At 67.3% G+C, this 15,535-nt stretch carries 13 protein-coding genes; 5 read left to right on the plus strand and 8 right to left on the minus strand.

What is annotated here, in order from left to right; all coding sequences use genetic code 11:
• Positions 1-343 precede the first annotated feature (343 nt).
• From AC06DU_RS02520 to AC06DU_RS02530, 3 genes are all read left to right on the plus strand, one after another.
• Complete coding sequence (locus tag AC06DU_RS02520) at positions 344-1,606, plus strand: lipase family protein (RefSeq protein WP_024938185.1); 1,263 nt, start codon at positions 344-346, stop codon at positions 1,604-1,606.
• 314 nt (positions 1,607-1,920) lie between these two features.
• Positions 1,921-2,811 (plus strand): NAD(+) diphosphatase, encoded by an 891-nt coding sequence (gene nudC, locus AC06DU_RS02525; RefSeq protein WP_039531650.1) that lies wholly within the window; start codon positions 1,921-1,923, stop codon positions 2,809-2,811.
• Positions 2,812-2,890: 79 nt separating this feature from the next.
• Positions 2,891-3,784 carry a hypothetical protein gene (locus AC06DU_RS02530; RefSeq protein ID WP_104646846.1) on the plus strand — a complete coding sequence of 298 codons (894 nt, stop codon included), beginning with the start codon at positions 2,891-2,893 and terminating at the stop codon, positions 3,782-3,784.
• Positions 3,785-3,825: 41 nt separating this feature from the next.
• Here the strand turns inward: AC06DU_RS02530 and AC06DU_RS02535 are convergent, their stop codons facing one another.
• The 4 genes from AC06DU_RS02535 to AC06DU_RS02550 all read right to left on the minus strand — a co-directional run bounded on the left by AC06DU_RS02535 (position 3,826) and on the right by AC06DU_RS02550 (position 7,714).
• Positions 3,826-4,236, minus strand: coding sequence for a DUF2752 domain-containing protein (locus AC06DU_RS02535; RefSeq protein ID WP_104576671.1), 411 nt, complete (start codon positions 4,234-4,236; stop codon positions 3,826-3,828).
• Positions 4,236-4,580 (minus strand): CD225/dispanin family protein, encoded by a 345-nt coding sequence (locus tag AC06DU_RS02540; RefSeq protein ID WP_016902410.1) that lies wholly within the window; start codon positions 4,578-4,580, stop codon positions 4,236-4,238. The genes AC06DU_RS02535 and AC06DU_RS02540 overlap by 1 nt, the downstream gene beginning before the upstream one ends.
• Positions 4,581-4,821: 241 nt before the next feature.
• Positions 4,822-6,744 (minus strand): MFS transporter, encoded by a 1,923-nt coding sequence (locus AC06DU_RS02545; RefSeq protein ID WP_478203462.1) that lies wholly within the window; start codon positions 6,742-6,744, stop codon positions 4,822-4,824.
• A gap of 67 nt (positions 6,745-6,811) precedes the next feature.
• Positions 6,812-7,714, minus strand: a complete 903-nt coding sequence (locus AC06DU_RS02550) for a LysR family transcriptional regulator (protein WP_046345548.1) — start codon at positions 7,712-7,714, stop codon at positions 6,812-6,814.
• A gap of 97 nt (positions 7,715-7,811) precedes the next feature.
• Between AC06DU_RS02550 and AC06DU_RS02555 the strand changes: the two genes are divergently transcribed.
• On the plus strand, positions 7,812-9,002 hold the full coding sequence (locus AC06DU_RS02555) for an MFS transporter (RefSeq protein WP_102250941.1): 1,191 nt from the start codon (positions 7,812-7,814) through the stop codon (positions 9,000-9,002).
• Between the two features lie 131 nt (positions 9,003-9,133).
• Here AC06DU_RS02555 and yccS read toward each other — a convergent pair whose 3' ends face one another.
• From yccS to AC06DU_RS02575, 4 genes are all read right to left on the minus strand, one after another.
• Positions 9,134-11,347 (minus strand): YccS family putative transporter, encoded by a 2,214-nt coding sequence (yccS, locus tag AC06DU_RS02560; RefSeq protein ID WP_039523150.1) that lies wholly within the window; start codon positions 11,345-11,347, stop codon positions 9,134-9,136.
• A 116-nt stretch (positions 11,348-11,463) separates the two neighbouring features.
• Positions 11,464-12,759 carry a phosphoribosylamine--glycine ligase gene (gene purD, locus AC06DU_RS02565; protein WP_434982183.1) on the minus strand — a complete coding sequence of 432 codons (1,296 nt, stop codon included), beginning with the start codon at positions 12,757-12,759 and terminating at the stop codon, positions 11,464-11,466.
• A 132-nt stretch (positions 12,760-12,891) separates the two neighbouring features.
• Entirely contained in the window at positions 12,892-14,475 is a 1,584-nt protein-coding gene (gene purH, locus AC06DU_RS02570) for a bifunctional phosphoribosylaminoimidazolecarboxamide formyltransferase/IMP cyclohydrolase (RefSeq protein ID WP_166767817.1), read from the minus strand.
• The gene (locus AC06DU_RS02575; RefSeq protein ID WP_478203464.1) at positions 14,465-14,629 is read right to left on the minus strand and encodes a hypothetical protein; all 165 of its coding nucleotides are present in this window, start codon (positions 14,627-14,629) and stop codon (positions 14,465-14,467) included. The genes purH and AC06DU_RS02575 overlap by 11 nt, the downstream gene beginning before the upstream one ends.
• 559 nt (positions 14,630-15,188) lie before the next feature.
• Here AC06DU_RS02575 and AC06DU_RS02580 point away from each other — a divergent pair.
• Positions 15,189-15,503, plus strand: coding sequence for a hypothetical protein (locus AC06DU_RS02580; protein WP_434982186.1), 315 nt, complete (start codon positions 15,189-15,191; stop codon positions 15,501-15,503).
• Positions 15,504-15,535: the final 32 nt, after the last annotated feature.

The raw sequence follows: 15,535 nt of genomic DNA on the forward strand, positions 1-15,535 counted from the left end.
TGTCCAACGCGCTGTGAACATTCGCCTGCTGCGGGGTTCGCCATGCGCGCGCAAGCTTCGTGCGCGCGAGCTGGGCCGCGTGCGGCGATGGCGATACTGCACGCATGCCCAGCGCTGGTGCCAGCACATGCCGATTTTGATTCATGCATCGCGTCTTGCGTTGCGTGACGCGCGCGGGCGGTCGCCACTGCGCTGACCGAGCGTACCGCGCACCGCGCCGATTCCATCCCATGGCGCAGTCACCGCGCCGCCCAGCCCGCGGACGTTGATCGCGCAACGGATCTCGATCCTTCGACACGCCAGTCCCCTGCCCATTGCAGTCATCCACGAGAGAAGCCTCACCATGTTGCAGATCAGATCCCGTTCGACGCTGGGCCTGCTGGCCATGCTTGGTATCGCCAGCGCAGTGCTTGCACCCAGCGCGCAGGCGTCGCCCGCACGCGGCAGCTTGCTCAGCAGCAACTTCCTGACCAGCTACACCCGTGATGCGATTGCCGCGTTGCTCACCTCCGAGCCGCAGGCCGAACAGCCCAGATGCAACGTGCGCGTGGCCGAGTTCACCTATGCCACCGTCGGTGTCGATGGCGAGCCGGCCACTGCGTCGGGCGTGGTGCTGATTCCAGGCGGCGAGCGTTGCAGCGGGCCGTATCCGTTGCTGGGCTGGGGGCGGTCGACAGCGACGATCCGCAATGAGGAACAGGCCAAGGACATCCGTGACGCCAAGGGCGACGACCCGCTGGTCACACGGCTGGCCAGTCAGGGCTATGTGGTGGTCAGCAGCGATTATCTGGGGCTCGGTCAATCCAGCTATGGCTTCCATCCCTACCTGCATAGCGCGACCGAGGCCAGTGCGACGATCGATGCCCTGCGCGCGGCACGCAGCGTGTTGCAGCGCTTGAAGACGCCGTTATCCGGCAAGGTCATGCTGTCGGGGTATTCGCAAGGCGGCCATGCCGCACTGGCAACCCAGCGGGAAATCGAAGCGCATCTGTCCAGCGAGTTTCATCTGGTTGCCAGCGCGCCGATCTCCGGGCCCTACGCGCTGGAGCAGACCTTCGTGGACAGCTGGAGCGGGAGCAACGCGGTTGGCGAAAGCAGCTTCGGCATCATCCTGGGCAGCTACGCGATCGTCGCGATGCAGCACACGTATCGCAATATCTATCTGGCGGCCGGACAGGTGTTTCAGGATCCGTGGGCGGCCCGAGTCGAGGCGCTGTTCCCCGGCAAGCTGGGCCTGACCGATCTGGTCCTGGGCGATACGCTGCCCGGGATCGACCAGCTCAAGGCGTACTTCCAGCCCGGGTTCTATCGCGATTTTGCCAATAATCCCGCCAATCCGTTCCGCAAGGATCTGGCACGCAACGACCTGCTGGACTGGGCGCCGCAGACGCCGACGCTGCTATGCGGTTCGTCCAACGACGCCACCATTCCGCTGAAGAATGCGGTGACCGCGATTGCCGCTTTCAAGCATCGCGGCAGCACCCAGGCAGCATTGGTCGATATCGGCAGTGGCGACCCCAACGACAACTCGGCGTTCGTGCATCTGACCACCAACGAACCGTGCATCGTCGCCGTGCGGCATCAGCTGCTGGACAAGCAGCGCTGAGGCCGGGAGGGCGTGTCGCTGACAGCGCTGGATGGTCGTCGCGTCCGGCATCTGCGCTGCACGCCTCACCCTGCGATGGAGCCTTGTCGCTGTCACCGGCGACAAGGCTGAAGATGCCGGGATTCGGACCCGGATGGCTGCAACACATGTCGATCGCACATAGCCTGCTCTGCGATGTGGCGCGCAATGTGACGCGCTCATGACCGCCCGGCGGGCGCCAGGTGGTGTCGACGTCTGAACGCGCGCCGCCGGGCGGGCCTGCATCTGTGGTGCGCTGCTTGCGGGCGATGCCGATTATCGGCAGGCTTGCGCCGATGTCAGAGTCTTCTTTTTCAACCTCCGGTTTTGCCTTCACCCATGCGCCGCTGGATCGTGGCGATCTGTTGCGTGACGATCCCGCTGCGCTGGCGCGTCTGTGGCCGCAAGGCCGCGTGCTGCTGCTCGATGCCAAGGGCACTGCGCTGGCCGATGCGGATGGCCAGCCGCTGCTGATGGACGGTGCCGCGCTTGGCGACGGGCCGGACGGGGCGATCTTTCTTGGGCTGCGCGATGACGTCGGTTGGTTCTGCCTGCCATCCGATGTGCTCGGTGTGGAAGCGCCGCAGCGCATCGACCTGCGCCAGGCCGCCGCCGACTGGCCGGCAGACATATCCACTGCTTTTGCCTATGCGCGCGCGATGCTGCACTGGCAGTCGCGCACGCGCTTCTGCGGCGTCTGCGGCGGGGCGATCGCGTTCCGCCGTGCCGGCTTCATCGCCCATTGCACGCAATGTCAGACCGAGCATTACCCACGCGTGGACCCGGCGATCATCGTGGCGGTCAGCGATGGCGCGCGCTTGCTGTTGGGGCGGCAGGCAAGCTGGGCGCCGGGGCGTTATTCGGTGATTGCCGGCTTTGTCGAACCCGGCGAGTCGCTGGAGCAGACCGTGGCGCGCGAGGTGTTCGAGGAAACCCGCGTGCAGGTGCAGGACTGCCGCTATCTGGGCGCGCAACCGTGGCCGTTCCCGGGTGCGTTGATGCTGGGCTTCACCGCGCGCGCTGCGGCAAGCGAGGTGCCGCAGGTCACCGGTGAGCTGGAAGACGCGCGCTGGGTCAGCCATGCCGAGGTCACCGCGGCATTGGCCGGCGAAGGCCAGATCGGGCTGCCGCCGCGCATTTCCATCGCGCGGGCGCTGATCGAGCATTGGCATCGCGCGCATGGCTGAGCCGGGGCGGGCGCTGCAGCGCAGGCGGATCGGGTGCGCCTGCATCGGCTCGGCTAGACTCGGCTGAGGAGGCCCACCCATGTTCACCACCCTGGTTGCTGTCGTCGTCGCACTTGCGTTGGGCCACCTGGCGCCTGCCCAGGTGGCGCGGCTGCGGCGTTTCGAATGGTTCGGCCAGTGGCTGCGCCGGCTGGACAGCCATGCCGCCGGGCGCGGTGCGTGGCAGGGGCGCTATGGCGTCGCACTGGCGCTGTTGCCGGCCTTGCTCGTGGTCGTGCTGCTGCAATGGCTGCTGGACGATGTATGGCGCGGGTTCTGGGCCTTGCTGTTCGGCGTGGCGGTGCTGGCCTGGACCTGGGGGCCGCGCGATCTGGACCGCGATGTGGAAGCGGTGATCGACGCCGACGAACCGGGCGCGCGCCGCGATGCGATCGCGCAGCTGCAGGCCGCCGGCGGCAGCGTGCACGAGGATGCGCCGTCGCTGGTGGAAGCGGTGGTGGTCAATGGATTGCGGCGTTGGTTTGCGGTGCTGTGGTGGTTTTTGCTGCTGGGGCCGTTCGGCGCGGTGCTGTATCGGCTGACGGCGCTGGCGGTGGAAAGCCCGCTCTCGGTGCTGCTGCCGCCGCGCAACCTGGCCGGCGCGCGCTGGCTGCTGGCCGCGCTGGAATGGCCGGTGGCGCAGTTGATCACCGTGTCGATGGCGCTGGTGGGCAATTTCGACACGGTGTTCCGTGCCTGGCGGCAGGCGCATGGCAACCGCTGGTCGCTGGAGCCGCATTTTCTCGGTGCGGTGGCGCGTGCCAGCGTCAGCGCCGAGCTGCGCGAGGAGGCGCACGACTACACCGATTCGGGGCTGGTGCCGGTCTGGCGCCGGCTGCCGGAGGTGCGCGATGCGATGAGCCTGGTCTGGCGCGTGCTGCTGCTGTGGATGGTGGTGCTGGCGTTGCTTGTGATTGCCGGCTGGGTGCGGTAGGCGCGCAGCCTGATTTCGATCGCGCGGCTGTTCGCGACCTGCTAACCCGGTGCCAGCAAGGTAAACGGGTACCAAGGCAAATTCCTGGCAACCCAATACGTCGGCAACGCCCATAACCAGAACTTCGGCTCGGACATCACTGCCACCACCGGTGCGAACCAGCGCGAGCGCCAGCCGGCTTTCCAGGCAATCAGGCCGGGCAGGGTGAACAGGCCGAGCACGGCGGCCGGGTTCATGGCGAAGGCGCCGGGGAGATCGAAGTGCACCAGCGCATACAGCGCGCGGGTCATGCCGCAACCGGGGCAGTAGCAGCCGGTCACGGCACGGAACACGCAGGGCGGGAACGGGCTGTTGCTCGCGTTCGGATCGAAGCGATACAGCAACGACACACCGAAAGCGGCCACGCTGGTGGCCGCCCCGAGTCCAAGCCAGTGGCGTGGACGCAGTTCCATTACTGCATGTGCTGCAACTGCTGCATGTAGTCCATGTAGCCCTGCATGCCGCCGGTGGCGACCATGCCGATGTTGATCAGCAGGCCAATGACGGCCAGCACGCTGGTCACGATGCACCAGGTCTTGGCGGTGTTGGAGGCACGCCGTGCGCCGTCGATGTCGCCCTGGTTGAGCAGGCCGTTGACCTTGCTGGAGAACACGATCGCCACGATGCCGGTGATCAGGGCCGGGCAGCACAGGCAGAAGCCGAGTACGGTGGAGACGATCGCCCAGATCAGGTGATTGGGAATCGGGCCCGGTGCGGCGCTGGGCGAGGGATGGATCGGCGGTGGGATGGCACTCATGGTGAAGCTCCTTGGGTGGTAAACAACAGCGAGATGTTGCAGCGCGTGGGGAAGGCAGCGATGGGCCGCGCAGGCAGCGTCCACCGATCACGGCGAACGCGTCTGACACGGTGATGTGGCGTACGACGACTTCCCCCGGTCCTTCTTGTCGCGCCCGCTAGGCGAGCGCGGCGGCAATGCGTGCAATGGCGCACAGGCTACTCGCGGCACGCGGCGGACGCAAAGCCCGCGCTGGCCGCAGTCACGGTTGATCCTGGCGCAGTGCACGGACCTGCTGTTCGAGCAGCGCGGCGGTCGCCGCGTCGCCGGGAACCGCTGGGCCGGCGGCCACTTCGATATGCGCGCGCATCCGGCGCGGCACGCGCATGCGGCCCAGGCGGGTGTCGCGGCGGCTCCACATGCTCGACCACATGCCACGCAGCGCCATCGGAATCACCGGCACCTGGCGGCGTTGCAGGATCTTTTCCACGCCCGACTTGAACGGTGCGATCTCGCCATCCCGGGTCAATGCGCCTTCGGGGAAGATGCACACCAGCTCGCCGTCGGCCAGCGCCGCATCGATACGGTCGAAAGCCTGCTGCATCAGCGCGGGGTCTTCGCGTGCGCCGGCGATCGGGATCGCCTTGGCGGTGCGGAAGATCCAGCGCATCACCGGGATGCGGAAGATCTTGTAGTACATGACAAAGCGCACCGGGCGCGGAATCACTGCCGACAGGATCAGCGCGTCCATGTAGCTGACGTGGTTGCAGACCAGCAACGCGGCGCCTTCGTCGGGCACGTGGCGGTCGATGTCGCGCGTGCGCAGCCGGTACAGCACGCTCACCAGCACCCAGCTGAGAAAGCGCATCAGGAACTCGGGCACCAGGGTGAAGATCCACAGCGCCACCAGCGTATTGGCCAGCGCCAGGGCCAGGAACACCTGCGGAATGCTCAGGCCAGGCAACGGGATGCGCACGCCGAACAGCACCAGCTGCGGTAGCTGCAGCGCAATGCCGATGATGGCAGCGGTGACGATGAACAACGAATTCTGGATATTGAGCCCGGCGATCACGCGCGAGAGTTCGGCCTTGGGCGTGCGGCTCTGGATCAGCGCAAACAACGGCACCACGAACAAGCCGGTGAACAGGCCGATGCCGACCAGATCCACGATCAGGCGCACGCTGCCGGCCTGCTGCACGAACTGGCCGATCGACAGATCGCTGACGGGCGCGCCGCCGGGACGCGCGAAGTACAGGTCCAGCAAAAATGCGCTGATGCCGAACGCGCCCAGCGGCACCAGGCCGATTTCCACGGTGCGCCCGGACAGCCGCTCGCACAGCAGCGAGCCGACACCGGTGCCGATCGAAAACAGCGCCAGCGCGAACACGTACAGATCCTGCTGCCCGCCAAGATTGACGTGCGCGTAGGTGGGCAACTGCGCGGTCAGCACGGTGCCGACGAACCAGAACCACGACACCCCGAGCACGGCGTTGCGCACCGCCGGCGTACGCCGGGTCAGGCGCATGATGGCGCGCGATTCGGGGATGGGGTTCCAGTTTATCTTCAGCTCGGGCGCGCCGGCGTCGACCTTGGGCACCAGCCGCGCGACCAGGTTGCCGGTGACGGCAATCGCGATCACCGCGGTGGCCGCGGCGACCGGCCCATGGCTGCCGGCGATCTGGAAGATCAGCCCGCCGAAGATCATGCCGCACAGGATCGAGATCGAGGTGCCCATCTCGACCAGGCCGTTGCCGCCGGTGAGTTCCTCCGGTTTCAGCACCGAGGGCAGGATGGAATATTTCACCGGCCCGAACAGCGTGGACTGCAGGCCAGTGCAGAACAGCGCAACCAGCAGGATCACCATGTTCTCGGTGATAAACCCCACCGCCGCCAGCGACATGATCGCGATCTCCATCGTGGTGGTGATCACGATGAGTTTCTGCTTCTCCAGCTTCTCGGCGATCTGCCCGGCCAGCGCGGAGAACAGGAAGTACGGCAGGATGAACAGTGCCGGCGCCAGATTGGTGTACAGCGTGCGCTGCGCCGCATCGATGCCCAGGTAGAACAACAGGCCGATGATGGCCTGCCGATAGACGTTGTCGTTGAACGCGCCCAACGCCTGCACGGCGAAGAACGGCAAGAAGCGGCGCTGCCTGAGCAGGGCGAACTGACTGTGACCGGACATGCAGTTTCCTTTGCGAACGCGCGCAGCCTAGCAGGCTTCTACGGCGCGCTGGTGCATGCCGATGGGCTCAGCGCGGCGCGCGTGCCGATGACGCACGTCGCGCGGCCTGGGCGCGCAGCAACGCCATGAAGGCCCGTGCGGCCGGGGTGGGATCGGGCCGCCACACCGCATAGGTCAGAAAGCCGAAACGCTCCTTCAGCGCAACCGTCACCACCCCGCGCATGGCCGTGGCCATGGTCTGCGGCACGATGCCCACGCCCAGGTCGGCGGCGACCAGTTCGCGCATCAGATCGGCATGGGTGACCTCGTATTGCTGGCGCTGCCGCAGGCCGGCCTGCGCGAAGGCCGCATCGACGATGCCGCGCACGCCGGCGCCGGCGATCAGCCCGGCCATCGGTTCGTCGTCCAGCTCGGCCAGCGCCACCCGCTTGCGCGTGGCGAAGCGATGGGTGGGCGCCACGATCAAGGCCAGGGCTTCCTCGTGCAGCAGCAGCCGCTGTTCCGGCACCGCGACCTGCGGGCCGACGCCGACCAGGGCCACATCCAGCCGGCCTTCGCCCAGGTCGTGCAGCAGGGCCTCGCTCATGGCGGTGCGCAGGTGCACGTCCACCCGCGCATGCGCGCTGCGAAAGGCACGCAGCAGCGTCGGCAGCTGCACGGTGGTGAGCGAGGAGATCTGCCCCAGCGTGAGCCGGCCGCGCACCGTGCCCAGGGCCTGGGCCATTTCCTCGTGCAGGCGTTCGGCCGCGCGCAAGGTGGCGCGGGCGTTGTGCAGAAACACCTCGCCGGCCGCGGTGGGCCGCACCTGACGGGTGCCGCGCTCGAACAGGCGCGCACCGAGGGACTCCTCGATCTTGGCGACCTGGTGGCTGAGCGCCGATTGCACGGTGTTGCACCGGCGTGCGGCGGCGGTAAAGCCGCCTTCCTCGGCCACGGCCACGGCAAACTCCAGCTGGCGCAGGGTCAGCATGCGATCTCCAAACGCGATGGACACGGTGAAAACAATACATTGGAAAGATGCCGCGTCGCTGCCCACACTGCGCCCATTCCTACAGCAGGCACCTGCCATGACCGTCGAACCGATTGCCCACCCGCCATTGCCGCGCCGACTGGTGCTGCTGATGGCCGCCGCCACCGGGCTGGCGGTGGCAAGCAACTACTACGCCCAGCCCTTGCTGGAGACGCTGGCGCAGGCGTTCGGGATCCAGGTGCGCAGTGCCGGGGCGGTGGTGACCGCCGCGCAGCTGGCCTACGCGGCGGGGCTGCTGTTGCTGGTGCCGCTGGGCGACCGGCTGGAGCGGCGCGGGCTGATCGTCGGCCTGTTCGTGCTCAGTGCGCTGGGGCTGCTGGTGAGCGCCGCCTCGCATAGCTTCGGCATGTTGCTGGCCGGCACGATCGTCACCGGTGCCAGCTCGGTGGCGGCGCAGATCCTGGTGCCGTTTGCCGCGACCCTGGCCGCCCCGCACGAGCGCGGGCGGGTGATCGGCACGGTGATGAGCGGCCTGTTGCTGGGCATCCTGCTGGCGCGCACCGCGGCCGGGGTGCTGGCCGGCGTTGGCGGCTGGCATACGGTGTACTGGATCGCTTCCGGCCTGTTGCTGGTCACCGCCTTGCTGCTGTGGCGCGGACTGCCGCGGCACCCGGGCAATGCGCAGCTGTCGTATCCGCAGCTGGTGGGTTCGGTGCTGACGCTGCTGCGCGACGATGCGGTGCTGCGCTCGCGTGCGGTGCTGGGCGGGCTGATCTTTGCCGGCTTCAGCATGTTCTGGACCACGCTGGCGTTCCTGTTGTCCGGGCCTGCGTATGGCTATGGCACGGCGGTGATCGGGCTGTTCGGCCTGATCGGTGCGGCCGGCGCGCTGGCGGCCAACCGTTCCGGTCACTGGTCCGATCACGGCCATGGCGACCGCGTCAGCTGGGGCGGGCTGGTGATGCTGCTGCTGTCGTGGGGATTGCTGGCGTTTGCGCCGCAGTCGATCGCGCTGCTGATCGTCGGCGTGCTGCTGCTGGATATCGCGGTGCAAGGCGTGCACATCGCCAACCAGAGCGTGATCTACCAGCGTAATCCGAACGCGCGCAATCGCATCACCTCGGCCTACATCACCTGCTACTTCATCGGCGGTGCGGTGGGTTCCACGCTGGGCACGGCGGCATATGCGCAGGCCGGCTGGAACGGTGTGGTGAGCGGTGGGGCGGTGCTGGCGGTGGCGGCACTGGGCTGGGTGGGACTGAGCGTGGCGCGCAAGCACTGGAAGTAGAGGCGGTTGCCGGAACGGCGCAGCGGCCACCGGATCAAGTGGCCTGCGCGCGCACCGCGAGGCGTCGGCATCGCCGCCCACATCGACGCGGCAGTGGCTGCGCGGCGCGCATGCGCACCGCCGACGACACACTAGGCCTTGCTGGTCGCCAGGCGCGGTGCGCCCTCTGCCGGCGCGGTGGTGACCGCCACGGCAGCGGCACGCAGTTTGGGCAGCAGCCGCAGGGTCAGTGCCAGCTGGTCGCGCACCAGGCGCTGCTTGGGCGGCAGTTGCACGGCATGCTGCTCCAGCGCTTCGGCGGTGGCGATTTCCTGGCTTTCGTCGTGCGCCGGCAGCGGCTGGCGTTCGCGCAAGGCGGTGGCGATTTCGCCCAGCGCGCGCTGCAGGTAGTCGCCGGCCTGCGCGATGGCAGGATCGTGTTCGCCATCGAGCGCGGCGCGGTGCGCGCCGAGCGCAGACAGATAGCCGAGCAAGGTGTTGGACAGCGCCAGGAAGCGGAAACCGGCATCCAGGTTGCGCCGATAGCGGCCCGGTTCGCGCAGCATGTTGGACAGCGCCACCGACAACGCGGCATCGGCGTTGTGCATGTCGCGGCGCGCGATGCGGTAGGGCAGGTCGTCGCGCATGCCGCTGGCGTATTGCTCCAGCACCTGGGCCAGATAACGCGCACAGCTGGCCAGCACCGTGGCCATCACCTGATTGAGGCGGCGGCCCTGCCAGTCCGGCAGGATCAGGAACGAGGCGGCCGCGGCGATCGCGCAACCGATCAGCGTGTCGATCAGGCGTGGCCAGATCAGCACGAAACCATCGCCAAGCAGGTTGAAGCAGAACAGCGCCATCACGGTGATGCCGGCGGTGGCCAGCATGTAGCGATCGGTGCGGGTGATGAAGAAGATCAGCGCGGCGGCCAGCGCCAGCAGCAGCTGCACTTCGGTGCCGGGGAACAGCTGCATCAGTGCCCAGGTGGCGACCAGGCCGATCAGGGTGCCGGCGATGCGCTGCACCAGCCGCAAGCGGGTGGCGCCGTAATTGGGCCGGCACACGAAGGCGGTGGTGAGCAGGATCCAGTAGCCATTGTCGGCATGGATGGACTGCATGATGGCGTAGCCGACCACCAGCGCGATGGCCATGCGCAGGCCGTGGCGGAACAGCACCGAGCCGGGCGTGAGTTGCTGCATCAGACGCGCGGCCATTTCGCGCAGGGTGTGCGGCGAGGAGTCGCGCAGGCGGGTGTCGAGGTTGTCGCTGGTGGAGTCGGATTGCGCCGCTTCCGACAGCTTGCGCTCGATGCTCTGCAGGTTGGTCACCAGCAATTCCAGCGCGCCGAGCAGACGCGCCAGTGCGGGGTCGGCACGCGCGTGCAGATAGTCCAGCGATTGCCGCAGGTCTTCGGTGGCCAGGCGGCTGTTGTCGCCGTAGTCGAACGGATGGCGCAGGCGGATCGCCTCGCCCAACGCGGCGCAGGCCTTGCCCTGCAGCGCGAGCAGGCGCTGGCAGCGGTACAGCACGTCGCTGTGGAAGAACGCGTCGGTCAGCGCTTCGTAGGGATAGTGCGAGGAGCTGGCGCGCTCGTGGAATTCCTGCGCCATGTAGTACAGGCGGAAATACAGGCCCGATTGCACGCCCGGACGCCCCGAGCGGCCGAAGCGGCTCATGATCGCGGTCTTGGCGGCGTTGAGCGCGCCGACCACCTTGGCGTTCTGTTCGGCCAGCGCCAGCCGGCGTGCGTGCAGGTCGCTCTGCCGCACCGGTTCGAACAGGTCGGCCTTGAGCTTGAGATAACGGCCCAGCTCGAAGAACAGCCGCGACAGCCGTTCGCGCACCGGGCGATTGGCGAACAGCAGGGTCCACAGGATCGACAGCACGCCGTACCACGTGGCACCGATCAGCAGCAGCATCGCGCCATGCCAGGCGATCGACGGATCGTGGCTGCCGTGCTGGTCCATGCCGATCATGGCGTAGATCGACAAGGCCACGGTGGCCTGCGCGATCGAGGCGTAGCGCTCGCCCAACGCGCCGAGCAGGGTCAGCGAGAAGGTCGCCACCGCCATGCCGGTCACGAATGCCAGCGGATACGGGAACAGCAGCACCACCGACGCGGCGGCGGCGGCGAAACACAGCAGCGACAGCAGCACCGACTTGATGCGGCCCAGCCAGTTGTCGTCGGTCTCGGCGATGGCGCTGGCGATCGCGCCCAGGAACAGCGCCGGCACCGCGGTGAGCTGCTGCCAGTGCCAGCACACGCCCATTGCCACCGCCAGTGCGATGAACACACGCAGGCCATAGCTGGCCTTTTCATGGGCCCACAGGCGGCTCAGGCGGGTTTCGAAGGAAGAAGTGGCCACAGTCTCTGCAAGGCAAGGTGCCCGGGCATTATTGCCGCAGGCACGCGCCATCGGGGTGGAGGGCGGCTAGTTCTTTGTCAGTAGCCGCGTTGTCGTAAGTGCCTTAGGCAGGCCGCTCAGGCCTGTGCGCCCTGCTCGCGGGCGATCGCACGCCAGCCGATGTCGCTGCGCTGGAAGGCGCTGGCCCAGTGGATCGGCTGCAGACCGGCATAGGCATTGCGCTGCGCTTCCAGCACGCTATCGCCCAGCGCGGCAACGCATAGCACGCGGCCACCGGCGCTGACGACCTCGCCATTTGCATTCAACGCGGTGCCGGCATGGAAGACCTTGGCGGTGGCTGGCACTGCGTCCAGGCCGCTGATGACCTCGCCGGTGATCGGGGCTTCGGGATACGGCTTGGCGGCAATGACCACGCCCAGTGACGGACGCGGGTCCCACTGCGCCTGCGTATTGTCGAGCTTGCCGTCGATGGCGGCGTCCAGCAGATCCACCAGGTCCGACTGCAGGCGCAGCATCACCGGCTGGGTTTCCGGGTCGCCGAAGCGCACGTTGAACTCGATCACCTTGGGCGCGCCATGCGCATCGATCATCAGCCCGGCGTACAGGAAGCCGGTGAACGGCACGCCGTCGGCGATCATGCCTTGCACGGTCGGCTCGACCACCTCGCGCATCACCCGCGCGTGCACCTCGGGCGTGACCACCGGGGCCGGCGAGTACGCGCCCATACCGCCGGTATTGGGGCCGGTGTCGCCATCGCCGACACGCTTGTGGTCCTGGCTGGTGGCCATCGGCAAGGCGTGGGTGCCGTCGACCATCGAGATGAAGCTGGCTTCTTCGCCATCGAGGAATTCCTCGATCACCACGCGCGCGCCGGCATCGCCGAACGCGTTGCCCGAGAGCATGTCGCGGACCGCGTCTTCGGCCTCGCTCAGCGTCATCGCCACGATCACGCCCTTGCCGGCGGCCAGGCCGTCGGCCTTGACCACGATCGGTGCGCCTTTCTCACGCACGTAGGCCAGCGCGGCGTCCACCTCGGTGTGCACCGCGTAATACGCGGTGGGGATGCCATGACGCGCGAGAAAATCCTTGGCGAAGGCCTTGCTGCCCTCCAGCTGCGCGGCCTTGGCGGTTGGCCCGAAGATGCGTAGGCCCAGCGCGTGGAAACGGTCGACCACGCCCAGCACCAGCGGCACCTCCGGGCCGACCACCGTGAGCGCCACAGCTTCGCGCTGCGCCAGCGCCAGCAGGCCATCCAGGTCGTCGACCTTGATCGCGACATTGCGGCACTTGGCTTCGGTCGCAGTGCCGGCATTGCCGGGTGCCACCAGCACCTCGCTCACCTGCGCAGACTGCGCGATCTTCCAGGCCAGGGCATGTTCACGGCCGCCGGAGCCGATGACGAGGATTTTCATTTGAGTGCCGGGAATGGGGAATAGGGAATGGGGAATAGCAAAGTCTTTGGTTCTGCAGGCCGTACGGTGTGGAGTGGCATCCAGGGAGCCGCTTTGCCGATTCCCGATTCCCAACTCCCCATTCCCGGCACGTCAGTGCCTGAAATGCCGTACGCCGGTGAATACCATCGCGATGCCGTGTTCGTCGGCGGCGGCGATCACTTCGCCATCGCGCATCGAGCCGCCGGGCTGGATCACCGCCTGGATGCCGGCCGCCGCGGCGGCATCGATGCCGTCGCGGAACGGGAAGAACGCATCCGACGCCATCACCGAGCCGGCCACCGTGAGCTTGGCTTCCTCGGCCTTGAGCGCGGCGATCTTGGCGCTGACCACGCGGCTCATCTGCCCGGCGCCCACACCGATGGTGCGGTGGTCCTTGGCGTAGACAATCGCGTTGGATTTGACGTACTTGGCCACGCGCCAGGCGAACAGCAGGTCGCCCAGTTCGGCCTCGCTGGGCGCGCGCTGGGTGACCACGCTCAGTTCACCCAGCGACATGCCGCGGTTGTCGGACGACTGCATCAGCAGGCCCGAGCCGATCCGCTTGGTGTCATAGTTGTTGAGGCCGTTGCCGTGCGGGATCTTGAGCACGCGCACGTTGGCTTTCTTGGTCGCATAGTCGAGCGCGCCGGGCTCGTAGTCCGGCGCGATCAGCACCTCGACGAACTGGCGATCCAGGATGGCCTTGGCGGTCGCCGCGTCGAGGGTCTTGTTGAAGGCCAGGATGCCGCCGAAGGCGCTGGTCGGGTCGGTCGCATAGGCCAGCTCGTAGGCATCGCCGCAGGCCGCGCCCACCGCCACACCGCAGGGGTTGGCGTGCTTGACGATCACGCAGGCCGGCGCATCGAACTGGCGCACGCATTCCCACGCCGCGTCGGCATCGGCCAGGTTGTTGTAGCTCAGCTCCTTGCCCTGCAATTGCTGGAAGGTGGCCAGCGTGCCCGGCACCGGATACAGGTCGCGGTAGAACGCACCGGCCTGGTGCGGGTTCTCGCCGTAGCGCAGGTCCATCACCTTGACGAAGTTGGAATTGATCTGCGCCGGGAACGGGCTGCGCGTGGGCACGTTTTCAGTGCTGTCGGCCACCGCCGACAGATAATTGCTGATCGCCGCGTCGTACTGCGCCACGCGGTTGAACGCGGCCACCGACAGCGCAAAGCGCCTGGCCGCCGACAGCTGACCGTCGTTGGCGTCGAGTTCGGCCAGCAGCTCGGCGTACTGCGCCGGGTCGGTGGCCACCGCCACGCGGGCGAAGTTCTTCGCCGCGCTGCGCAGCATCGCCGGGCCGCCGATATCGATGTTTTCCACCGCATCGGCCAGCGTGCAGTCGGCCTTGGCGGTCACCGATTCGAACGGATACAGGTTCAGCACCAGCAGGTCGATCGGCACGATGCCGTGTTCGGCCATCACCGCTTCATCGATGCCGGCGCGGCCGAGCAGGCCGCCGTGCACCAGCGGGTGCAGGGTCTTGACGCGGCCGTCCATCATCTCCGGGAAACCGGTCAGCTCGGCGACGTCGGTGACCGGCAGGCCCGCCTCGCGGATCGCCTTGGCGGTGCCGCCGGTGGACAGCAGCGCGACGTTGCGCGCTGCCAGCGCGCGGGCCAGATCGATCAGGCCGGTCTTGTCGGAAACGGAGAGCAGGGCCCGGCGCACGGGCAGGAGATCAGAGGCCATCGGTGGGGGATATCAAAGCGGGGCAGCCCATATTGTAGGCCGCGCCGGCGCTTGAATGGACCCGTGCGCCCGCAATGGCGTCGATCCATGCGCCGAAAAGGCGCTGCCAGGCGCTGCTGCGGCCGATGGCGAGCACGCTGTCGCGCGGCGGCATCACTGCCAACCGGCTCGCTCACCGCAGCGGTGGCGTTGCTGGTGGCCGCCGCGGCATCCGCTGTGGCCGGGCATGTACGTGTGACCCACCTCGGCGCAAGACTTGCAGCGGCGCCGAGCACCGGGATGGCGACGATGCCGCGGTGCGGGCAGAGGGTGCCAGCGCTTTGATCGTGATGTGATGCGTCGCAACGCTCGAGGCGTTCGATGCTGCGGCGGCGATTGCATCTGCAGGCCGCCAGTCGCAAAAGTTGCTGATGCCTGCACGTGTTCTTGCGCACGTTGCCTGACTGCAGTTACCGCTTCGGGCAATCCTCCGCAGGATGAAACTGCCAACGGTGCAGCGTCTGAACGCGACGATGGATCACTTGCAAGCAATAACGCAGTTCTCATTTAAAGCCCCGCACGGCATTGCTACGGTGCGTGGCTGCATGCCTGCGCGTGGCGATGGCATTCCATTGTCAGTCCTGAAATCTTTCGCGACGGGATTCGATGGCTGCGCAAAAATCTCTTTGGTTCCGGTCGTGCACTGACGAACACAATCCGGAGCCGGTCGCAGATTGATCAAAAAGACCTGTCTTCGGGCGTGCAACGCATGCCTGTTCTTCGGTCATGCGCACCTGTCTTCTGCTGCGGCGACAGTTGCCAGCGACGGGCTGACCGACGATCTGTGCTCGCTGATCGATTCACTCAACCGGTTCACCAGCAACGACGCTTTCGGCGAGGCGTCCCGTCGCTACTTGCTGCAACGGCTGTCGCGCAGGAGCCAGCCTTCCCATCACTCCCCGCTGCGTCTTGCCGTCACGGCCGTCCATGACCCTGCGATTCAAGCAAGACACCGCAGCGCGCGTGCGCCTTGTGGCGTTCGTCGATGACCAACCGTCGCAGTGCCGGTACTGCCCTTGCC

The sequence above is a fragment of the Xanthomonas sp. NCPPB 3200 genome, from assembly GCF_056393585.1.